The 22,098-nt window shown below is 72.0% G+C and carries 18 protein-coding genes; 11 read left to right on the top strand and 7 right to left on the bottom strand.

Features of this window, described 5'->3' with window-relative positions; genetic code table 11:
* The first annotated feature begins 12 nt into the window (after positions 1–12).
* From ACI3KY_RS15825 to ACI3KY_RS15805, 5 genes are all read left to right on the top strand, one after another.
* The gene (locus ACI3KY_RS15825) at positions 13–657 is read left to right on the top strand and encodes a PadR family transcriptional regulator (RefSeq protein WP_404931105.1); all 645 of its coding nucleotides are present in this window, start codon (positions 13–15) and stop codon (positions 655–657) included.
* On the top strand, positions 654–1,376 hold the full coding sequence (locus tag ACI3KY_RS15820; RefSeq protein WP_404931104.1) for an ABC transporter ATP-binding protein: 723 nt from the start codon (positions 654–656) through the stop codon (positions 1,374–1,376). Before ACI3KY_RS15825 ends, ACI3KY_RS15820 begins: the two co-directional genes overlap by 4 nt.
* Before the next feature lie 155 nt (positions 1,377–1,531).
* A complete protein-coding gene (locus ACI3KY_RS15815) occupies positions 1,532–4,399 on the top strand; it encodes an FtsX-like permease family protein (protein WP_404931103.1) in 2,868 nt (955 codons plus the stop codon).
* Between the two features lie 249 nt (positions 4,400–4,648).
* Complete coding sequence (locus ACI3KY_RS15810) at positions 4,649–6,487, top strand: DEAD/DEAH box helicase (protein WP_404931102.1); 1,839 nt, start codon at positions 4,649–4,651, stop codon at positions 6,485–6,487.
* 224 nt (positions 6,488–6,711) lie between these two features.
* Entirely contained in the window at positions 6,712–8,085 is a 1,374-nt protein-coding gene (locus ACI3KY_RS15805; RefSeq protein ID WP_404931101.1) for a hypothetical protein, read from the top strand.
* Positions 8,086–8,231: 146 nt separating this feature from the next.
* On the opposite strand, the gene ACI3KY_RS15800 is transcribed toward ACI3KY_RS15805, so the two are convergent.
* The gene (locus ACI3KY_RS15800; protein WP_404931100.1) at positions 8,232–8,705 is read right to left on the bottom strand and encodes a DUF1772 domain-containing protein; all 474 of its coding nucleotides are present in this window, start codon (positions 8,703–8,705) and stop codon (positions 8,232–8,234) included.
* 51 nt (positions 8,706–8,756) lie between these two features.
* Between ACI3KY_RS15800 and ACI3KY_RS15795 the strand changes: the two genes are divergently transcribed.
* Positions 8,757–9,326: a TetR/AcrR family transcriptional regulator gene (locus tag ACI3KY_RS15795; protein WP_404931099.1), complete on the top strand. Its 570-nt coding sequence runs from the start codon at positions 8,757–8,759 to the stop codon at positions 9,324–9,326.
* Between the two features lie 11 nt (positions 9,327–9,337).
* On the opposite strand, the gene ACI3KY_RS15790 is transcribed toward ACI3KY_RS15795, so the two are convergent.
* The 6 genes from ACI3KY_RS15790 to mtrA form a co-directional block, all read right to left on the bottom strand.
* Positions 9,338–10,549: an amidohydrolase family protein gene (locus ACI3KY_RS15790; protein ID WP_404931098.1), complete on the bottom strand. Its 1,212-nt coding sequence runs from the start codon at positions 10,547–10,549 to the stop codon at positions 9,338–9,340.
* A 194-nt stretch (positions 10,550–10,743) separates the two neighbouring features.
* Positions 10,744–11,403 (bottom strand): ribosome hibernation-promoting factor, HPF/YfiA family, encoded by a 660-nt coding sequence (gene hpf, locus ACI3KY_RS15785; RefSeq protein WP_194414085.1) that lies wholly within the window; start codon positions 11,401–11,403, stop codon positions 10,744–10,746.
* A 120-nt stretch (positions 11,404–11,523) separates the two neighbouring features.
* Positions 11,524–12,237 carry a ComF family protein gene (locus ACI3KY_RS15780; RefSeq protein WP_404931116.1) on the bottom strand — a complete coding sequence of 238 codons (714 nt, stop codon included), beginning with the start codon at positions 12,235–12,237 and terminating at the stop codon, positions 11,524–11,526.
* A 141-nt stretch (positions 12,238–12,378) separates the two neighbouring features.
* On the bottom strand, positions 12,379–14,082 hold the full coding sequence (locus ACI3KY_RS15775) for a GerMN domain-containing protein (RefSeq protein ID WP_404931097.1): 1,704 nt from the start codon (positions 14,080–14,082) through the stop codon (positions 12,379–12,381).
* Positions 14,079–15,830 carry an MtrAB system histidine kinase MtrB gene (gene mtrB, locus ACI3KY_RS15770; RefSeq protein ID WP_404931096.1) on the bottom strand — a complete coding sequence of 584 codons (1,752 nt, stop codon included), beginning with the start codon at positions 15,828–15,830 and terminating at the stop codon, positions 14,079–14,081. The genes ACI3KY_RS15775 and mtrB overlap by 4 nt, the downstream gene beginning before the upstream one ends.
* A gap of 7 nt (positions 15,831–15,837) precedes the next feature.
* Positions 15,838–16,518: an MtrAB system response regulator MtrA gene (mtrA, locus tag ACI3KY_RS15765; RefSeq protein ID WP_194414088.1), complete on the bottom strand. Its 681-nt coding sequence runs from the start codon at positions 16,516–16,518 to the stop codon at positions 15,838–15,840.
* A 221-nt stretch (positions 16,519–16,739) separates the two neighbouring features.
* Here mtrA and ACI3KY_RS15760 point away from each other — a divergent pair, with 221 nt between their 5' ends.
* The 5 genes from ACI3KY_RS15760 to ACI3KY_RS15740 all read left to right on the top strand — a co-directional run.
* Positions 16,740–18,206, top strand: coding sequence for a glycerophosphoryl diester phosphodiesterase membrane domain-containing protein (locus tag ACI3KY_RS15760; RefSeq protein ID WP_404931095.1), 1,467 nt, complete (start codon positions 16,740–16,742; stop codon positions 18,204–18,206).
* A complete protein-coding gene (locus tag ACI3KY_RS15755; RefSeq protein ID WP_404931094.1) occupies positions 18,197–18,694 on the top strand; it encodes a hypothetical protein in 498 nt (165 codons plus the stop codon). Before ACI3KY_RS15760 ends, ACI3KY_RS15755 begins: the two co-directional genes overlap by 10 nt.
* Positions 18,691–19,887 (top strand): DUF4350 domain-containing protein, encoded by a 1,197-nt coding sequence (locus ACI3KY_RS15750; RefSeq protein WP_404931093.1) that lies wholly within the window; start codon positions 18,691–18,693, stop codon positions 19,885–19,887. Before ACI3KY_RS15755 ends, ACI3KY_RS15750 begins: the two co-directional genes overlap by 4 nt.
* A gap of 89 nt (positions 19,888–19,976) precedes the next feature.
* Positions 19,977–20,906 (top strand): MoxR family ATPase, encoded by a 930-nt coding sequence (locus tag ACI3KY_RS15745; RefSeq protein ID WP_194414924.1) that lies wholly within the window; start codon positions 19,977–19,979, stop codon positions 20,904–20,906.
* A 114-nt stretch (positions 20,907–21,020) separates the two neighbouring features.
* On the top strand, positions 21,021–22,098 hold a 1,078-nt coding region (locus tag ACI3KY_RS15740), incomplete at its 3' end, for a DUF58 domain-containing protein (protein ID WP_404931092.1).

Below are 22,098 nucleotides of genomic sequence, written 5' to 3'. Positions count from 1 at the left end.
GAAGGAGAACCCATGTCCGTTCGTCAGAGCCTGCTCGCGATCCTCGACCAGGGCCCGTGCTACGGCTACCAGCTGCGCGCCGAGTTCGACCGCCGCACCGGGTCCACCTGGCCGCTCAACGTGGGCCAGATCTACAACACGCTCGATCGCCTGGAGCGCGACGGACTCGTCGAGAAGGGCGACGTCGACGACCACGGTCACGTCTACTGGCAGATCACGGATGCCGGAGCCGACGAGGTGCGCTCGTGGCTCGCCTCGCCGGTCCAGCGCACGCAGGGCACCCGCGACGAGCTCGCCATCAAGCTGGCCGTCGCGGCGACGCTGCCGGGCGTGGACGTGTCGGCCATCGTCCAGACGCAGCGACGGGCGTCGCTGGCGCAGCTGCAGGAGCTGAATCGCGCGAAGTACGCCGGCGCCAATCCGGACGGCCCGGAGGAGCTCGCCTGGTCGCTCGTCGTGGATTCCATGATCTTCGCCGCCGAGGCCGAGGTGCGCTGGCTCGACCATTCCGAGCAGCGCCTGGCGCTGCATCCCCATCACGCCATGTCTCTGGAGCTCTCGACCGAGAAGCCGCGCCGCGGGCGCCCGGCCAAGGACCCGCTCGCCGAGCAGGCGAAGCGAGACGAGACGCCCTCCGCCACGGGAGCGGCGCGTTGACCGACGCAGTGCTGCAGCTCATCGGCGTCACGCAGCAGTACGGCACCGGCGCGACAGCCGTCTCGGCATTGTCGGGCGTGGACTTCGAGGTGCGGCCGGGCGAGCTCGTCGCCGTGATGGGACCGTCCGGATCCGGCAAGTCCACGCTCCTCACCATCGCGGGCGGGCTCACGACACCGACGACGGGCGAGGTGGTGATCGAGGGCGCGTACCTCAGCGAGCAGTCGCCCCGGGAGCTGGCACGGCTGCGGCGGCGGTCGCTGGGCTTCGTGTTCCAGGACTTCAACCTCATCCCGACGCTCACGGCGCTCGAGAACGTGACGCTGCCCCTCGAGCTCGACGGCTTCCGTGCCCGGGTGGCGCGGCGGGCGGGGCGCGACGCGCTCGCCTCCGTCGGGCTGGATGCCAAAGGGGACGCGTACCCGGACGATCTCTCGGGCGGCCAGCAGCAGCGCGTCGCGATCGCCCGCGCCGTCGTGGGCGGGCGGCGCCTGATCCTCGCCGACGAGCCGACCGGCGCACTGGACTCCGTCACGGGAGAGCTGGTGCTGAAGATGCTCCGTGCGCGGGTGGATGCCGGAGCCGCCGGCATCCTGGTCACCCATGAAGCCCGCCATGCCGCCTTCGCCGACCGCATCGTGTTCCTGCGCGACGGCCGGATCATCGACGAGTCCCGCCGCGCCGGCGCGGAGTCGCTGCTGGCCGGGGAGGTGCGGTGAGCTCGCCGCACTCCGGCGGCGCAGCCCGTCACGAGCGAAGGACCGGCGGCGCAGGGCGTCACGAGCGGAGGAGTTGTGACGGGGGGGAGGACGGATCCGCGCCGGAGCCTCCTCCCTTCCGCCCTTCTCCTCCGCTCCTCCCGGACGGCGGCACGGTGACCGAGGTTCTCGAGGCCCCTGTCGCCGCGAGCACGGAGCCGGATGCCGCTCCCCCGCGTCTCCGCGCGGGCGGATGGTCGCGGTGGCGCGTCGCCGTGCGGCTGGCTCGCCGCCAGGTGCGCCGCACCCGGCTGTCGAGCCTGCTCATCGTCACTCTGGTCGCACTCCCCATCGCCGCGATGACCGCCTACGGCATCTACGCGGCGAGCAGCCTCGGCACACCCGAAGACAGGGTGCGGGCCGAGCTGGGCGAGATGCAGGCGTGGGTCGCTCCCGCCGGCATCGCGGGCGAGGGATTCTGGCAGGCTCCCACCCAGCCGCAGTGGACGGGCTACCCCGCGGACGAGGACGGCAGCTGGGCGATGCCCGAGGGGGCGGTCGCCGACGACCCGATCAGCGCGCTGCCGGCCGGCACCGAGACGATCCTGCTGACCACCGCGAGCGCGCGCATCGAGACGCCCGACGGTCTGGGCCTGATCGGCGCGTGGACGGGCGAAGCCTGGGATCCCCGCTTCTCGGGGGCCCTCGACCTGGTCGACGGCGAGCGCCCCGCCGACGCGGGTGAGGTGATGGTGACGCCGGCGACCCTCGAGCGGCTGGGCGTTCAGATCGGCGGCGAGCTGACGTTGGCGGACGGCGCCGGCACGTTCGAGATCGTCGGAACGCTCGATGCCGCGACCCTTCCCGATGCCGCCAGCGCGGTGTTCCTGCCGGGCACCGCTGCGATGCGCGAGGTGATCGGCGGCGAGCGGCGATGGTATCTGCCCGCGACCACGCTGTCGTGGGAGGACGTGCAGGCGCTCAACGAGGACGGCGTCGTGGCCTACTCGCGTGCCGTGATCCTGGACCCGCCCACGGTGCTGCGCCACGAAGTGCGCGGCTCGGTGCTCGACGAGTGGATGAACATCTGGCCCACGCTGCTGGTCGTCGCGGCGGGCGGGCTCTTCGCCGCGTACGTGGTGGTCATGCTCGCCGGTGCCGCATTCGCGGTGGCCGCGCGGCGGCAGCAGCGGTCGCTCGCCGTCGCCGCGAGCGTCGGGGCGAACCGCGGTGATCTCTCGCGGATGATCCTGCTGCAGGGCACCACGCTCGGCGCTCTCGGGGGTGTGGCGGGCCTCGTCCTCGGGGTGGGAGCCGCGGCTCTCGTCGTGGCCCTCACCGCGGACGGCAGCGCGACGCAGTACTGGGGTTTCCACGTGCCGTGGCCCGGTCTCGCCGCCATCCTCGTGTTCGCGGTCGTGGTCGGCACGGCGTCCGCACTGGTCCCCGCCCGCACCGTCGCCCGCACCGATCCCCTGCGCGCGCTCCGCGGCGCCCGACGTCCGCAGAAGCCGGGTGTGGCGCGGCCGGTGTGGGGATCCGTCGTCCTCCTCGTCGGCGTCGCGATGACGATCGCGTGCGCCTTCGTGGTCGCTGCGGTGAACGTCTCCGACCTCGTGGGCGACAACCCGCTGAGGTACCTCCCCGCATTGGGCATCGTCGTCGGCCCGATCCTCACCCAGGTCGGCATCCTCATGTCCGGCAGCTGGCTGCTGTGGACGACGTCTCGCGTCCTCTCGCGCGTCGGGCTCGCAGCGCGGATCGCGTCGCGGGATGCCGCGGCCAACGCGGGCCGCACGGTACCGGCCTTCGCCGCTATTGCGGCCACCGTGTTCATCGGGGTGTTCGCAGTCGGGCAGTCTTCGATGCAGACGGCTCAGAATGCGCGTACCTGGTACTACCTCGCGCCGCTGGGGAGTGTCTCGATCAGCATCTTCCCCGGCACCGGCAGCACGGCCGGCGTCGTCGACCCGGAGGGCGCGCGGACTGGTGCGGCTGCCGCCGTGGACGTCGCGGAAGGTGCGGGGGCCACCGGGGTCGCCGTCATCCGGCGGCAGCAGCCGAGTCACTGGAGCTACGGGTCGGCCGCGGAGGTCCCGGACGAGCTCTCCCTGGCGATCGCGCTGCTTCCCCCGGAGCACCTCCTCGACCCCGAAGTGGACGACAGCTATGTCTCGAACGGCCAGGATCCCGACAATCCGCTGTCGGTGGTGGAGCCCGACGACCTCGAGACGGTGCTCGGCGTCCCGCTGACCACCGACCAACGTGCCGCCTACCGCGCGGGCGCGGCGATCGTCGCGGACCACCGCTTCGTCGCGGACGGCGAGATCTCGATTGCGGCGTGGTCCGGTGGGGACCTGATGGACGGGATGCCCAGCAACGTCTGGATCCCCGCGAGCGGTCAGCGCATCGCCGACCCGACGTGGGAGCAGCGGGTCGACGCGATCGTCGTCGATGCCCCGCTGCAGCCCACCGCGATCGCCATCGCTCCCGCCACGGCCGATCGACTCGGCATCGCCGCCGTCCCGGAGCAGGTGATCGCCTCGGTGGACGGACCGTTGTCGACCGAGGAGCGTGATCGCCTGCAGATGCAGGTCGAGCTCGCGAGCGGTGAGGACTTCACGCTGGAGTACAGCATCGCGACGGGGCCGCCGAGCGACGCCGCCTGGATGATCCCCCTGCTGTCGGTCGTCGCCGTCCTCGTTCTCGGGGCCAGCGCGGTCGCGCTGGGACTCGCCCGCTTCGAACGTCGGCCCGACGACGCGACGCTGGCCGCGGTGGGCGGGACGCCGCTGCTGCGGCGGAACATCGGATTCTGGCAGGGTCTGGTCATCGCGGGCTTCGGCACCATCGCCGGCGCCATCGCCGGCATCCTCCCGCCCATCGGCTTCGCGATCCAGTCGCGCGGCGCTCTTCTGGTCGGCGACATCCCGTGGCAGGTGCTGGGGGCGTTCTGCCTCGGCCTGCCGGTCGCGATCGCCCTCGCCAACTGGCTGGTGCCGCCGCGGAAGCCCGACCTGACCCGCCGCACGGCGATCACCTGAGGTATCGCCGGCGACGAACCGCCCCTCCCAGAGACGTACACGACGAACGGCCTGCACCAAGGCCCCGCGAAAGGACCTGCCATGACCTCCCACGTACCGGCGATCGACGCCGCCTCTCTCGCCCTGCCGCCGACGCAGCCGATCGACATCTCGGAACTGACCGAGCGCCCGTGACCGCCCGGCGCCGCCCGTGAGGCGCCTGGTCGCGGCATCCTGTCGCCTCACAGGCGGCTCCCGCTACGCTTAACTGTGCACACCGACGCTGACCAGATCGAGACCGAGGCTCCGACCGAGCCCGCAGCGATCACCTTCTCCGACCTCGGGCTGAGCCAGCCCGTCCTCAAGGCGCTGAAGGGGATCGGCTACGAGACGCCTTCGGCGATCCAGGCGGCGACCATCCCGACCCTCCTGGGCGGCCGCGATGTCGTGGGCATGGCGCAGACCGGAACGGGCAAGACCGCCGCGTTCGCGCTGCCGATCATCGATCGCCTCGACCTCTCGCAGAAGACGCCGCAGGCCCTCGTGCTCGCCCCGACGCGCGAGCTCGCACTGCAGGTCTGCGAGGCGTTCGAGAAGTACGCCGGTCATCTGAAGGACGTTCACGTCCTCCCCGTCTACGGCGGCCAGGGCTACGGGGTGCAGCTCTCGGCTCTCCGACGCGGCGTGCACATCGTCGTCGGAACGCCCGGCCGCATCATCGACCACCTCGAGAAGGGCACGCTCGACCTGTCTGCGCTGCAGTACCTGGTGCTCGACGAGGCCGACGAGATGCTGAAGATGGGCTTCGCGGAGGACGTCGAGACGATCCTCGCCGAGACGCCCGCCACCAAGCAGGTCGCCCTGTTCTCGGCGACCATGCCGGCACAGATCCGGCGCATCGCGTCCCAGTACCTTCGCGACCCCGAAGAGATCACGGTCAAGTCGAAGACCCAGACGTCGGCGAACATCTCGCAGCGCTACCTCATCACCGCGTGGCAGCAGAAGATGGACGCCCTCACGCGCATCCTCGAGGTCGAGAACTTCGACGCCATGATCGTCTTCGGCCGCACCCGCAGCGTCACCGAGGAGATCGCCGAGAAGCTCCGCGCACGCGGCTACTCCGCCGCCGCGATCAACGGCGACATCGCCCAGCCGCAGCGCGAGAAGACGGTCAACCAGCTGAAGTCGGGCAAGCTCGACATCCTGGTCGCGACCGACGTCGCCGCCCGCGGCCTCGACGTCGAGCGCGTCTCGCACGTCGTCAACTACGACATCCCGACGGATGCCGAGTCCTACGTCCACCGCATCGGCCGCACCGGTCGCGCCGGCCGCACCGGCGACGCCATCAGCTTCGTCACGCCGCGGGAGCGCGGCCTCGTCAAGATGATCGAGCGCGCCACCCGCCAGGCCCTCACGGAGATCCCGCTGCCGAGCGTGGACGAGGTCAACGTGACGCGACTGTCGCGCTTCGACGACCGCATCACGGCCGCCCTCGGCGAGGCCGAGCGCATCGAGGCCTTCCGCGACATCGTCGCCCACTACGTCCGCAATCACGACGTTCCCGAGGCCGACGTGGCCGCGGCCCTCGCCGTGGTCGCTCAGGGCGACACCCCGCTGCTGTTGGAGCCCGACGCGACTCCGGCCCCGACGCGCGAGCGCACCGACCGCGGCGACCGCCCGGATCGCGCCGATCGTCCCGAGCGCGGCGAGCGCCGCGCCCCGCGCGAGGGCTTCGCGACCTACCGCATCGCCGTCGGCAAGCGCCAGCGCGTCGAGCCCCGCCAGATCGTCGGCGCGCTCGCGAACGAGGGCGGTCTGCGTCGCGACGACTTCGGCGCGATCAAGATCATGCCCGACTTCTCGCTCGTCGAGCTTCCGGCGAACCTCCCGCGCGAGGCTCTCGACCGTCTGGCCGACACGCGCATCTCGGGACAGCTGATCGAGCTGCGTCCCGACAGCGGCCGCCCGCAGCGGCGGTCGGACTCCGCATCCGGTCCCCGCCGCGACGACCGGGGCTCGGGCAGCCGCAGCTACGGCGACTCGAGCACCCGCCCCTCGTATGACGACCGTCCGCCGCGCAAGCCTCGGCACAAGCGCAGCGACGGCTGAGGCATCCGTCGCCCCTCCCCGCACGTGACGGCGGATCGGGGCGACGAGTCGCGCCGCACGGCGGCGTGCGAAAGCCGGGCGGGACCCTCGTGGCCCCGCCCGGCTTTCGCGTCGGGGGCCGCAACGACGCGTCGGCACCCCTGCGGCAGACGCTGTGCGCGAACAATCCCCACCGACGGTCGCCCGCATCAGGTTGCTCTCAGCAGCGCCCGTAGGATCGATCCATGGCCGGATTCTGGGGCAGACGCAAGCGCGAGCAGGAAGAACTGAACACGCAGGACGCCGATCTGGCGCGCCGTGCACAGCAGGCGCTGGTCGCGGCCGACGAGCGCCTCCGTCTCACCACGGACGAGCTCGCCTTCGCCGACGCCGAACTGGGCGCGGGGCCGACCAACGACCTGCGCGAGGCTGTCGAGTCGGTGCGCACGCACCTGCAGGAGGCGTTCCACCTCCACCAGCTCAACCACGACGAGATCCCCGACACGCCCGAAGAGCTGCGTACGCGCAACGCGCGCATCGTGCAGCTCTGCGAGTGGGCGGAGGATCTGCTCGACGACCGCACCGCGGCGCTCGCGGCAGCGATCGAGCGGGCGCGTCGCGCTCCCGAGATCATCGCGAAGGTGCGGGCGGATGCCGCGCGCCTGCGCCTGCGGCTCCCCGACGCGCGAGCCACCGTCGAACGCCTGGCCGTTCGCTACTCGGCGCACGCGCTGGCCCAGATCGAGGCGAACCCGGCCGAGGCGGAGCAGCTGCTGGGCTTCGCCGAGCACAGCGCCGGCGTGGCCGAGCGACGACGCGAGGCCGGGCAGCGCGAGCAGGCGAACATGGCGCTCGAGGCGTGCACCGAGTCGGTGCGCCGGGCCGAGACCCTCATCGACGCCGTCGAGACGTTCGAGGTCGAGGCACTGCGCGCCGAGTCGACGCTCGCCGCGATCGTCGAGGACTCCCGCGGCGACATCGTTGTCGCTCTCCGAGAGCCCCAGTCCCCCGCTGTCAGCGCCGCGATCGCCGAGCTGCAGGCCGCCCTGGCCGCGCTCCCGGCCGCGGGAGTGAACACCGATCCGTTCGAGCAGCTCACGCGGCTGCGTGAGGCGAATGCCGGATTGGATGCCGCGATCGCGGCGGCCCGCGAGCGCGCGGCGCGCCCGATCCCTCCCCTGGAACACGTGCGGCACGCCATCGACGACGCCGACCGGCAGATCGCCGTCTCGCGCGACGTCATCGCCGGACACCGCGGCTGGATCGGCGCCGATGCCCGAACACGGTTCGCCGAGGCCGAGCGCGTGCGCCTCGACCTGGACCGCCTCCTCGGCACCTCGGCCGCGGCGGTCACCGCGATCGACGAGGACCACCGCGAGCAGGCGTTCGCCCTGGCCCGCCGAGCCGCGTTCCTCGCGAGCGAGGCGCTGCAGCTCGCCCAGCGCGACATCGACGCGGCGCGCCCGCAGCCCGACCAGTGGGGTGCGCCGGGCTACGGTCAGCAGGGCTACGGTCAGCCGGGCTGGGGCGGCGGGCGCCGCAGCGGCGGCAGCGACCTCATGGGCGGCATCCTGGGCGGTCTGGTGATCGGGAGCATCCTCGACGGCTTCATCGACTGATCGTCGACCCGGCCGCCTCCCCCGGTCGACCGCATCCCGTGGTCTTCGGCCGGTGCCGAAGCAGACGATGCTTCGACACCCGGGCTGGCAGAGCGGATGCCTCGGCCCGGCGCATGGCGCCGGGCCGAGGCATCCGCTCTGTCATGTCACCCGAACAGGATCGTCGCGCACAGGAGCAGCAGCGACAGCCCGAGGAGCACGGCGCGCAGCGGAATGATCGATTCCCAGCGGGCCTGCAGCGCACGGGCGTTCGCCGGCACCTCGTCCGCGAGCGCCGCACGCGTCAGCACTTTGTTGATGGGGGCCGAGATGCGGGCGAACAGCGTCAGCCAGACGAGCAGCAGCACCAGCGCGACGACAGCCGTCGCACCGATGAGCGGCGTGCCCCAGACGAGTGCGAGAGCCGCGGTCGCGGCGGTGAGCACCGTGCCGAGGATGCCGACGACCGGCAATCGGCGGTCACCGTAATAGTGGCCGCGGCCGGTCACCTGCACGAGGCTGCGATCGTCGAGCTCGGCATAGACCGGTCGCTGCACCACGGCCGACACGACGTCGGTGCCATAGATGACGGCGAGGGCGAGAATCGCGAGGGCGGCGGTGGCGCCGGTGATGATGTCCATGTCTCTCCAAGTGTTATCAGTGCTAACGGTTAGCGGTGCTAACATAGCGATATGGCACGGAGTGCGCAAGACGCAGACAGATTCCGCGAGCGCGAGGTGCGGATCGTGGCGACGGCCCGCGAGATCGCTGAGCGCGAGGGATGGGCGGCGGTGACCGTGCGCCGGCTGTCGGATGCCGTCGGTGTGAGCCAGCCGATCCTGTACCGTCACTTCGCCGGCGGTCGCGACGAGATCGTGGCGAGGGTCGTGATCCAGGGCTACGCCGACCTCGCCGATGCGATGCGCCCCTCCGGTCGCGATGACCCCGCCGACGCGCTTCCCCGCCTGATCGCCAGCTACCTCGCGTTCGCGCGCGCTCACCCTGCCGTATACGAGGCGATGTCGACGGCGCGCACCAGCGTCGCCTTCGCGGCCAGCGATACCCCCGCGGTGCTGCGCGAGGGGTTCGGCATGCTGGAGCAGACGGTCGGCGGCGTGGATGCCCGCGACCGCACCGTCCGCGCCGAACTGCTGTGGAGCCTCCTGCACGGCACGAGCCAGCTGGCCGCGCACGATCGCCTCGATCCCCGCCTCGACGCCGTGCGCGAGGGGGCGATCGCGGAGCTGTTCACGCGCGCGTGACGGCCAGGGCGTCAGATCCCGAGGACGCGCAGCCCGTCAGCCACGACGCGGCCGTCATGGACGACGGTCCTGTCGGCGCCGCGGTCCATCACGGCGCTCGTGGGCGTCTCACCATCGACCAGCACGAGATCGGCACGGTCGCCGACGGCGACACCGGGGCGATCCCCGACACCGGCGACGCGCGGCGACTCGTGGCTCATGATCGACGCGCCCCCCATCGTGGCGACGGCGAGCGCGAGCTCGATGTGGTCGTCGCGACGGAAGCCGTTGACGAAGGCGAGCTGCCAGGTGCGGTCGAGCATGTCGCAGTTGCCGTAGGGGCTCCAGTAGTCGCGCTGGCCGTCCTCGCCGAGGCCGACGCGCACTCCGGCCTCGACGAGATCGACGAGCCGCAGGTGCGCCGTCGTCGAGGGCGCGATGGTCGCCATCGCGACGTCCAGCTCGGCGAACTCGTCGATCAGCCGGCGGCTCACGGCCTCCGACACCGAGCCCAGGTCGTAGGCGTGCGAGATGGTGACCTTGCCCTGCATGCCCAGTGCACGCGTGCGTTCGAGGATGAGCTCCGTGGTGAAGACACCGAGGGCCCCAGGTTCATGAAGGTGGATGTCGACCTCGACCTGGTACTTCTCGGCGAGACCGAACACGATGTCGAGGTGGCGCACCGGATCGCGGTCGAGCTGACTGGGGTCGATCCCGCCCATGACATCGGCGCCCTGTCTGAGCGACTCCTCGAGATACTCCACGGTGCCGGCCTCCCGCAGGATGCCGGCCTGCGGAAACGTCATGACCTGCACGTCGGCGTGGTCGCGGAACTTCTCTTTGGCCGCCATCACCGAGTCGAACTTCTCGAGCTTGCAGTCGACGTCGACCTGCGCGTACGTGCGCACGCGCGTGGTTCCCTTCGCGATCATCTGCTCGAGCGTGCCCGCGACGATCTCGGCGTGCGGCACGTCCGTCCGGCGCCAGTTGTCCCGGTCGTTGAGCATCATCCCCCATACGCCCGGCGCGCCGGTGTGAGGGCGGAAGGGCAGCCCGATGCGAGAGGAGTCCAGGTGCACGTGAACGTCGCTGAACGACGGGAGAGCGAGTCGACCGCGCCCGTCCACGTCGCCCGCCGTCGGCAAGGCCGCCTCGTCGTGAGGCTCGATCGCGGCGACGAGTCCTGCCTCGATGCGGATGTCGGCGGCGTCGGCGCCCCAGGGGCGCACGTTGCGGATGATCACGAAGGTCCTTCCAGAGCGGAGCCGCCGCGCGGCGTGCCGACGCGGCAACGGCGGGCGGAGACAGACGAGGGGTGCCGCCGAAACGGCCGCACCCCTATTCTGCGTCAGGCTTGTTCTGCCTCAGATCTTCGCCGCGGGCCTTCGCCTCACGGGCCGCTCCCCCACGCTCGCGCGTCGGGCTCCGGTCCGACGGCTCAGGATGCCAGCTCCTCCGGCTGCGCCTGCGTGGTCAGCGAGATGACGCCGTAGTCCCACCCCTTGCGGCGGTACACCACGCTGGGGTGGTCGCTGCGGGCGTCGATGAAGAGGAAGAAGTCGTGTCCGACCAGTTCCATGCGATCGACGGCCTCTTCGACCGACATCCATTCCGGGTGGAACTCCTTCGTCCGGATGACGACGGGCGTATAGCCCTCTTCCTCCTCGTTGCCGGTGACGATCGGGATCTCGCCCGTCGCGACGGCGCGGAGCACGTCGACGGATGCGGGCTGCACATCGATCCCCTGGATCGCGCCGCTGCCCTTCTCGAACTTGGCTCCCCGAGGGTGGTTGCGCGCGTCGACGCGCTTGTCCTTCGCACGACGCAGCTGCTCGCACAGCTTGTCGACGGCGAGGTCCAGGGCGGTGAATTTGTCGCCGTCCGTGGCCTCGGCCCTGATGACGGGGCCCTTGCCGTTGACGGTGAGCTCTACGGTCTCGTCTTCCACACGGCCGTTGTGATAGGCGCGGTGGGTGACCTTGACATCCACGCGTTGCGCGCGGGGAGCGAGGTTCTCGATGCGGGCGGCCTTCTCCTCGACGACTCCGCGGAAGCGATCCGTGATCCCCACTCCCACGCCGACGATGCTGGTTTCCATCCCTGCCTCCTTGTTCCGGTCCGCCCGGCCAAGGGCGGACCATCAGTCGCCTTGTCATCCCCACGCTAGCCCGGCGTCCGGACTCTGTCACCTGTGAGTTTCGAATGCGACGGATCCCGTTCATGTGCCTGTGCCACGGCGCCGCGGCGTCGCGGCGACGGTCACCGCGGCGACCACCTCCACGCCCGCGGCCCGCAGCGCGCGAACCGCCTCGGCGAGGCTCGCGCCGGTCGTCACGACGTCATCGACCACCACGACGCGCAGTGGCGTCGCGGGTCGCATCCGCTCGGCGACGCTGATGACGGCGCCACGAGGCGGCGACGGGCGGACGTTCGCCACCATGCTGTGCGCGACGTTGCGGCGCCGGGCGTCCCGGTCGAGGCCCCGCTGATCGTGGGTGCGACGAGCATGGCGCAGCAGCCGGTGCACCGGGCGCCCCGCACGGCGGAGCAGGAGCTCCGGCACCCGGAATCCGCGCCGACGGTAGGCGGCGCGGGACGTCGGCATCGGCACCGCGGCGCATCCGGCGGCGCCGGCTCGATCCAGGGCCGCCGCGAGCGCCGGTGCCACCGCGACGGCGAGTCCGGTGCGGCCGTCCTCCTTGATCGCCCGCAGCACCCGTGCCGCGACGCCGTCGAACGCCAGCCCGCTCCAGACCTCGACTGCGCCCCCGGGCGCGTCCACGACCCGCATTCGGAGGTCGGGCTGCAACGCGAGCGCGCAGCGCTCGCACAGCGCGACGTCGGGCTCATCGCATCCCGCGCACCACACCGGCAGGAGCAGGGCGAGCGCATCGGCGCACGCCTCGCGCACCGCGACCACGATTCGCCTCATCACGCGAACAGCCTCGTGCGTGGTGCCGTCGCCCCGGAGATGCCAGAAGGCTTCCGTGGACAACCGGACGCACCGCGCGCTTGTGGAGGAGACCTCGTGCCGACGACAGCTGGTGCGGACGAGAACAGGTGCGGGGGAGAGCTACTGCGGCGAGCCCTGCTGTGTCGCGAGGACCAGGATCCCCGTCGCGGTCGGCTGCCACGCCGTACCGCGCCTGACGTAGAGCGTGCCGTCGTCCGCCCGCAGGCGCAGGCTCGAGATGCCGGTGCCACCGGCGATCGAGGCCATGCCCGACGACGTGTTCGACAGCGACGTCGGTCCACCGACGACCTGCTCGACGACGGTCGACTCTGACTCCGCGCCGGCGAGCACCGCGATGCTCACATCGTCGATCCAGGTCACGCCGATCCGCGCGTCGCCGACCGCCGCGCCGCCGATCACGGCCAGCTCCATCGGGATGCCCAGCCGCACCGGAACCCCGTCCTCGCGCACGACTCCGGCAACCGACAGCACGCTGCGGCCCCCGGAGCTCACGACGGCCGCCATACGGGTGCCGTCGCGCGAGAGGGCCATGCCGGCGATGGCCGTCGCGTCGCTCCAGGCGTCGGCGACGTCGACCGCATCACCGTTGGGCAGGAAGGCGCGGAGGGCCGCGGGCTGATCCTGGGGCACACTCCAGACGATGCCGGCATCGTCGATGACGGGATCGACCAGACCGGGGCGCGTATCGAGCGGCTCGGGGTCGGCTCCGGCGGCGTTGAGCCGTACGACCTGGCCGGAGGCGAGCTTCGCGGCAGCGAAGTCCCGCTCGGCGCCCACCTGCACGCTCACGGGGGACGCCGTCTCGACGGCATCCGACAGACCAGGGATCCTGTCGACCTCGTCGCCGCTGAGGAAGCCGAAGCCCGCCTCCGTCAGCACCAGCGGCGCCGCCGGCACGCGAGTCGAGCGCACCGCCACCGGATCGGCGTCGACCGGCGTGGACTCCACGGTCATCACCACCTCCGTCACACCGGCGGTCTTGAGGCTCTCCTCCAACTGCGTGAGCATGCGATCGAGCGCCTCGCGGTTGGCACCGAGGACCCCCGTCGACAGCGCGACCTCCGCCACGCCGTCGTCGTCGACCGGGACCGAGGGCACCACCGTCACGCCGACGGGGAAGGCGGTCGCGACCGACTCCGCCAGCCATTCGCTCGGAAGCTCGTTCACCAGCGCCGCGGCGATGCTGCCTGCCGCCTTGGTCACGGGGAACCAGCGCACGTCGGGCACGAGATACCGCCAGGACTTGTCGAAGTACATCAGCGGGTAGCGGTGGAAGACGATCGGGAACTGGGCGTCTTCGAGCCAGATGCCGTCGGGGACCTCCGTGATCCGCCACTCGCCGTCCGCCTGCTTCTCGAGCCGGAACTGCTGACTGCCCGCCGCGAGGTCAGCCCGCTGGTACGCGCCCTTGTCGTCGACCGTGGCGGCGACGTCGAAGGCGAACTCGACGACGCCCTCATCGGTCTCGACGTAATCCCGTTCGGCCCGCTCGTCCACGATGACACGTGCCTCGGGAACCCAGTCCTCCGCGATGGAGGGCGCCAGGAACTCGCGCGCCACGTCCCATCGCCCCAGGACGCCCGGGCCGGAGCCCGCATCGATGAAGCCCTCGACGATCTGCGTGGGCGTCGCTCCCGGCTGAGGCCGGTTCGGAATGAAGACGAGGTTCTGCGAGCCGTTGCCCGCTCCCCCGTTCTCGAGACCGTACTCGGGGGGGCCGTCGGTCGGGAATCCGGCACAGCCGGTGACGACGAGTGCGCACAGCGCGAGGACGAGGGCGACGACGCGGCGGGCGCGGGTCATGAGGCCCCTCCGTGCGAGGTGCCGTTCCCGGTGCGCGGCGGTGGCACCGTGCCGCGGCCGCCGGCCTCGCCGGCAGCTGCGCCGTGAGGCACGTCGATCGGCGCCGTCAGTCCGAGGTCTTCGAGGGGTGCCACCGCGTCGTCTCCGGGATCGATGGGGATGGGTGAAGCGCCGTTCAAGGGCGTGCCCTGTCGTGGGAGCGTGAGCACGAAGTTCGTGCCCCGCCCGGGCTCCGACCAGAGCGCCAGCTCTCCCCCGTGCAGCTTCGCGTCCCCCAGCGCGATCGACAGACCGAGACCGGTGCCGCCGATCGTGCGCTTGCGCGACGGATCGGCGCGCCAGAAGCGGTCGAACACGTGCTCGACGTCCTCCGCCTTCATCCCCAGGCCGAAGTCGCGGACGCCGATGGCGACCGCCTGCTGGTCGCTGTCGACGGTCACCACGATGGGGCGGCCCTCGCCGTGCTCTATCGCGTTGCCCAGCAGGTTGCGCACGATGCGGCGCACCCGTCGGGGGTCCATGTCGACCGGAGAATATCCCCCGGGCGCGACCAGGCGCACGTCGGTGCCGTGCTGCTCGGCGAGCTGCTCCATCGAGCCGATGACGTCCTCGGCCAGATGCGCGAGGCTGGTGGGCTCCAGCTCGAGCTGCACCGACCCCGCGTCGTACCGGCTGATCTCGAGGAGATCCGTCAGCAGCGTCTCGAACCGCTGCACCTGCGCGTTGAGCAGTTCCGCCGCGCGCGCCGTCGCGGGATCGAATTCGGCGCGCTGGTCGTTGATCATGTCGGCGGCGAGGCGGATGGTGGTCATCGGCGTGCGCAGCTCGTGCGACACGTCGGACACGAAGCGCTGCTGCACGAGAGAGAGCTCGGCCAGCTCCTTGATCTGCGACTCGATGCTGTCGGCCATCGCGTTGAACGAACGGCCGAGGGTGGCCAGCTCGTCCTCGCCGTGGACCTGAAGTCGCACATCGAGGCGCCCGGCGGCCAGCATCGCGCTGGTGTCGGCGGCCTCGCTGATCGGGGTGGTGACCGACCGCAGCACGAACCACGCGATGCCGCTGATGAGGAGCACCAGTCCGATGCCGACCACCCACAGCGTCCGCTGCACGAACGTGAGCGTCTCCGGGGCGTTCGCCAGGTCGTAGGCGAGATACAGCTCGTACGACGCGACACCCTCGATGGCGAGCTGCTGGCCGACCATGATGCCGGGATGGCTCGTGCCGGCGCCACGCGGCAGCTCGACCGGCTGCCAGATCTGCTGATCGGGGTTGGTGCGCACGAGCGAGCGCATCGCCGGCGTCAGCAGGTCGGGCATCACGGCTTCCGCCGTGCTGAAGTCCTGAGGCGCGTTGGGCACCGGGGGGCCGATCCGGTACGCCGCGACCATCTGGGCGGACGACTGATCGCGCAGTGCCGTGAACGCGAGCGTCATGACGTTCTCCCGCTGCACGACATCGCTCTGCACGGCCGCGTCGAGCGTCCGCTGCGCCGCCGCACGAGCCTGCTCCGCGTCGAGGAGCACCTGGTCCCGGCGCGAGGCGAAGAGGTCGTTCTGGATCGCGAGCGCCATCCAGACACACGCGACGACGACTGCGAGCGCGGTGAGCCCGATCGTCACCAGAAGCGTGCGGAACCGCAGCGATCGCCGCCACAGACCGGCGATGTCGGCCGGCCACGCCCGCCACAGCCGCCACCACGGCACACGCCCGCGCGTGGCGGAGACGCCCGTGATCGGCGCTGTCACCGGAGCCTCAGACGACGGCGCCGGCGCGGTATCCGACGCCGCGCACCGTCGTGACGATCTTCGGGTTGTCCGGGTCCTTCTCGACCTTGGCCCGCAGCCGTTGCACGTGCACGTTCACCAGGCGCGTGTCGGCCTTGTAGTGGTAGCCCCACACCTGCTCGAGCAGCATCTCGCGCGAGAACACCTGCTGCGGCTTGGATGCCAGCGCGACCAGCAGTTCGAACTCGAGAGGCGTGAGCGCGATCGGGCCGTCGCCGCGACGGACCTCGTGCGCCGCCACGTCGACGGTCAGATCGCCGATGCGCAGCGAGTCGTTGGACTGCTGGCTCGCGGGGCGCAGCCGCGTGCGGATGCGGGCCACCAGCTCCTTGGGATTGAACGGCTTGACGATGTAGTCGTCGGCACCCGACTCGAGGCCCTTCACGACATCGGCCGTGTCGGTGCGCGCCGTCAGCATGATGATCGGGATGCCGGACTCGGCGCGGATGCGGGTGCAGATCTCGATGCCGTCCATGCCGGGCAGCATCAGGTCGAGCAGGATGAGGTCGGGGCGTTCGGTGCGCCACACGTCGACCGCCTGGGCGCCGTCCGCGCAGAACACCGTGTCGAATCCCTCTGTGCGCAGCACGATGCCGATCATCTCGGCGAGGGCGGTGTCATCGTCGACCACCAGGATGCGTGAAGTCATCGCGCGCGTTCGTTCCTTCTCTCCAGGCACAGACGGCACGCGCCGTCCCCATGCGCTTCACACAGAGTAGTCGACACGGCCTGTGCAGCGGCCGAGCCTCGCCCGAGGGCACGCAGTGAGCCCCTCGCGGGGGCGGGTGCGGCATCCGGTCCATGTGGAACGATAGGGAACAGCCGAGCCTCGCCGCCCTCGACGGCGCGGCGCCGACGGAGAGGGGAAACGTGTCCGCATACCCGGCCTGGACGCCGGCGTCCCGCCCCGGGATCATCCCGCTGCACCCGCTGTCGTTCGGCACGATCCTCGGCCGCTCCTTCGCGGCGCTGCGGCAGAACCCCCGCGTGCTCCTCGGCTTCGCCCTGGTCGTGCAGACCCTGGCATATGTCGTCGTGCTCGCGGGCGTGCTCGGGGTGATGTGGGCCACCTTCTCGCGCCTGAACACGCTGCAGCCCGGCACCGAGGAGTACGACACGGTCCTCGCCGGGTCGATCGCGCTCACCGCCATCGCCGGCCTGGTGCTGTCGCTGGCGGCCGGCGCGCTCAGCGTCATCGTGCAGGGCATCGTCGTCGTCGAGGTCACGCACGCGGCGGTCGCAGAGAAGCTCACGCTCGGCGCGCTGTGGCGGCAGGTCAAGCCGATCGCGTGGCGACTGATCGGCTACTCGCTGCTGGTGGTCCTCGCGGTGGTCGCCCTCGTGACCGTCGCGGTGCTCGCGATCGCGGGCATCGCCATCGCGGCGCCGCCCGCGGCGATCGCGCTCACGATCGTGGTGGTGCTGATCGCGGTGCCGCTCACGTGGTGGCTCATGATCAAGCTGCTCCTCGTGCCGGCGGCGATCATCATCGAGCACGCGACGATCCTGCAGGCGCTGTCACGCTCGTGGACCCTCACGCGCCGGCGCTTCTGGCCCGCCCTCGGGATCATCCTCGTCATCAGCGTCATCTTCGCCGCCGTGGCGCAGGTGGTGAGCCTGCCGATGAGCTTCCTGTCGCTGGGTCTCACGACGATCATCGCGCCGACAGGCGCACCCGAGCCCACCGCCATCATCGGCTTCGTCGCCGCGGCCCTGCTCACGCAGGTGCTGACGCTCCTGCTCCAGTCGGTCGCGGTGGTCGTGCAGTCCACGGCGACCGCGCTCATCTACATCGACTGCCGGATGCGCCGCGAGGGACTCGACCTCGATCTGCTGGCGTATGTGGAGCGACGGGATGCTTCGTCTCTTTCCTCGCTCGGCACGAGTGCCGGCGCTCTCGACCTCGCCGACCCCTACCGCGAGCACATCGGACGTGCCATCGCGCCGCGTGGCCTGCCGGGCGCCTACCCTCCTGGCTACGGCGTGTACCCACCCCCATACGGCGCTTTCCCGCCCGGGTACGGGCCGGCGGGCACGCCGGTCCAGCCGGTGTACAGCGCGCAGCCCGGAACATACGCGGCGCCGCCCGCACACGCGCCGTCCGGGTACGGGGTGCCTGCCTCGGCAGCACCACCGGCGTACGCTCCGCCGCAACCTGGTCACGCGACGCCGCCGGCGTACGGCGCATCGCCGGTACCGCCCGCGCCGGTACCACCCGCGCCGCCTGCGGCGCCGGCTCCTGACGCCGCACCGGCCGCGGATGCGCCATCGCCCACGGCATGGACCGCTCCCGGGGCCGCGCCCGACAGCGGCGACCGCGACTCGCCGTGGTCCTGACCTCCGCCCTGGGCGCGCTCGCACGTGCCGCCGATGCCGTGCCGCCGCTCACACCGGACGGGGACGAAGCACGTCGCTGGGCCGAGGACGAGCTGTCGGATCCTTCCTACGACATCGCCGAACCCACGCCGTTCGACCGCATCGCGCGGGCGATCGGCGACTTCATCGCCTCGTTGTTCAACCCCGATCTCTCCGGCGGCTGGGGCTCGACCTTCGCGCTCGTCGCCGGCATCGTCGTCGTGCTGATCATCGCGGCCGCGTTCCTGATCTGGGGCGTGCCGCGGGTCTCGCGCCGCGCGGCGGCGCGCAGCTCCGCCGCCCGCGTCTTCCCGACCCTGGAAGACCGGCTGGAAGAGGCCGCGACCGCGTTCGACGATGTCCGCTATCTGCGGCGTCCCGGCACGGCGGAGCTCTACCGGCTCGTGGCGGCCGTCGACGACGCTGTCGCCTCGGCACAGCCGGCGGCGCGCGAGGCGGTGCCGGCGTGAGCGCGACCACCACTCCCCCGTCGCAGGCCGCCGCCGCCGTCCGGACCCCGACCGGGCGACGCCGCCGCGTCGCCGCCTGGGTGGGGATCGCTCTCGCACTGCTCGTCGTGGGAGGCATCGGCGGTGCCGTGTCGGAAGCGAACCAGTGGGCCCAGCGCGGCGCCCTCGACCCCGACTCGGCCGGTCCCGCCGGAACACGGGCCCTCGTCGAGATCCTGCGGCAGCACGGGATCGATGTCGTGGTCGCCCGGGATCGTGCTGCAGCGTCCCAGGCGCTCGCCGCCGGCCCCGCGACGCTGGTGATGCCCGATACGCCCGCCCTCTCGGACGACGCCGTGGCCGACCTCGCCGGCGGTGCTGACGACGTCGTGCTCATCGAACCGCGCGCACGCACGCTCGAGCTGCTGTTGCCGGGCTCCGCGCCCGCCGGCGTCGCGCCCGACGCCGACGTCGACCCGGAGTGCGACGTGGCCGATGCCGTCCGCGCCGGTGCGGTGGCGCCTGGCGGCCTCTTCAACGCGGGTGACGGCGTCACCGCCTGCTATCCCGCCGCGGACGGCTTCGGCCTCCTCGTCCGCTCCGACGGCGGCCGAGCCGCGGCGGTCGACGGTCGCGCCCTCTTCACCAACGAGCACCTCGCCGAGAACGGCAACGCGGCGCTGGCGGTGAACCTGATGGGGCGGCATCCGCTCGTCGTCTGGTATCTGCCCGGCCCGGGTGACACCGATCTCGCCGACGCCGACCCGTCTCTGGGCGAGCTCACGCCGCCCTGGGTGAGCCCCGTCATCGTGCTCCTGCTGGTCGCGGGCGTGGCCGCGGGCATCTGGCGGGGGCGCCGGTTCGGGCCGCTCGTCGCCGAGCGGCTGCCGGTGACCGTCCGGGCCTCCGAGACCACGGAAGGCCGGGCGCGCCTGTACGCGCGCGCCGGCGATCCGCTGCACGCCGCGGACCGGCTCCGGATCGGCGCGCTGCGACGCCTCGCCGCTCTCCTAGGACTCGCCGCGAACGCCGCCGCCCCCGAGGTCGCCGACGCCGCCGCCGGCCGCACCGGACTCGACCGCCGCGCGGTGCGCGGCATCCTGTTCGACGAGATCCCCCGGAGCGACGCCGAGCTCGTCGCGCTGAGCACACGCCTGAGAGACCTGGAGGACGCCGTGCGCGCGGCCGTCCGCCCCGAAAGGAGACCCCGATGACGGATTCGCCACCGGCGCCGAGCACGACCGCCGACGAGGCGGCCGGCCGCCCGACAGCAGCCCTCGACGATGCCGCCCTGCGCGAGGCGATGAACCGCGTGCGGCTCGAGGTCGGCAAAGCCGTCATCGGGCAGGACGGCACCGTGACAGGCCTCCTCATCGCACTGCTGGCGCGCGGACACGTGCTGCTGGAAGGCGTGCCCGGTGTGGCCAAGACGCTGCTCGTGCGGGCGTTCTCGACCGCGCTCGGCCTCGACACCACGCGCATCCAGTTCACGCCCGACCTCATGCCGGGCGATGTCTCGGGCTCGCTGGTCTACGACGCGAAGACGGGCGAGTTCGAGTTCCGCGAGGGACCGGTCTTCACCAACGTCGTCCTCGCGGACGAGATCAACCGCACACCGCCCAAGACGCAGGCGGCGCTGCTGGAGGCCATGGAGGAGCGCCAGGTCTCGACCGACGGCGTCACGCGGTCGCTTCCCGACCCGTTCCTGGTCGCCGCGACGCAGAACCCGATCGAGCACGAAGGCACGTACACGCTGCCCGAGGCGCAGCTGGACCGGTTCCTGCTCAAGCTCATCGTCGACGTGCCGGCACGGGATGCCGAGCTCGCGGTGCTGCGCCGCCACGCCGGCGGCTTCGACCCGCGAGACCTCGCCGGTGCGGGCCTGCGCCGCGCCGCCAGCGCCGACGAGATCCGCGCGGCGCAGCGAGCCGCGGCATCCGTCACCGTCTCGGACGATGTGCTCGGCTACATCGTCGACCTCGCGCACGCCACCCGCCAGAGTCCCTCCGTGCAGCTCGGCGTCAGTCCCCGGGCCGCGACCGCACTCCTGGCGGCGTCGAAGGCCTGGGCCTGGCTCGGCGCGTACCCCGCGATCACCCCGGACCACGTGCAGACGATGCTGCTGCCGACATGGCGACACCGGATCCGCCTGCGACCCGACGCCGAGCTCGAGGGCGTGTCGGTGGATGCCGTGCTCGGCTCGGTGCTGCAGCAGACCCGTGTGCCGATCTAGGAGCCGGTCGGTGGACGAGGGATGGATCGAACCGCCGGGCGGCTTCGCGCATCGCGCCGGCGACCGGCGGCGGAAAGCGCCTGAGATGAGTCGCCGCGAACGGGACGGTTCCCGGTGTACCTGACCGGCCGCCTGCCGCTGCTCGTCGCCGTCGGGGCGGTGCCCGTGGTTCTGCTCTCCGCCGCCGGGATCGACGCCTGGCTCACGGCGGCGGGGTGGGTGCTGCTCTGCCTCATCGCTGCACTCGCCGATGCCGCGGCGGCACCCGATCCGCGCCGGATGACGGTGCGGCGGCGTCTTCCGGGCCGCGTGCTGCTCGGACAGCCCGTGACGGCGGAGCTCGTGCTGGGCAACGCAGGTGAGCGCACCATGCGGGGTCGCGTGCGCGACGCCTGGCAGCCGACGGCCGGTGCACCGACCGAGCGCGCGGCGATCGACATCCCCGCCCGCGAGTCGCGGACGATCGCCGTCCCGCTCCAGCCCCGTCGCCGCGGCGAGCTGCGATCGCGGTTCGTCGTGGTGCGATCCGACGGGCCGCTGCGCCTCGCCGGGCGCCAGGCGCGCCTCGACGAGCCGGGCACCCTGCGCGTGCTGCCGCCGTTCACGGCACGACGGCACCTGCCCTCGCGGCTCGCCCGCCTGCGCGAGCTCGACGGCAACACGAGCGTGCAGGTGCGTGGCCAGGGAACGGAGTTCGACAGCCTCCGCGAGTATGTGCGGGGTGACGACGTGCGCTCGATCGACTGGCGCGCGACCGCGCGATCCAGCACGACGATGCTGCGCACGTGGCGCCCCGAGCGCGACCGGCACGTCGTGATCGTGATCGACACCGGACGCACCGCGGCGGCACGCGTCGGCGACGGTGTGCGGATGGATGCCGCGATGGAGGCCGCGCTGCTGCTCGCCGCGCTCGCCACCCGGGCAGGCGACCACGTGCACCTGCTGATGTTCGACCGCGTCATCCGGGCCCGCGTCACGCGCGTCGACGGCCCCGGGCTGCTGCCGGCGATGGTCGACGCCATGGCGCCGGTCGAGCCGCAGCTCATCGACACCGACTGGGATGCCGCGTTCGCCCAGGTGCGCCTGCTCACCTCGCGCCCTTCGCTCGTGGTGCTCCTGACCGCTCAGGACGCCGCCGAGGCGGCCCGCGGCTTCCTGGGCTCGCTGCCGGCGGTGGCGCGCGGGGCGCCCC

It is taken from the genome of Microbacterium sp. ZW T2_14 (genome assembly GCF_044987405.1).
Taxonomy (GTDB): Bacteria; Actinomycetota; Actinomycetes; order Actinomycetales; family Microbacteriaceae; genus Microbacterium.
The sequence above is the reverse complement of the archived record's forward strand: the minus strand, read 5'-3'. Positions and strand labels throughout refer to the sequence as shown.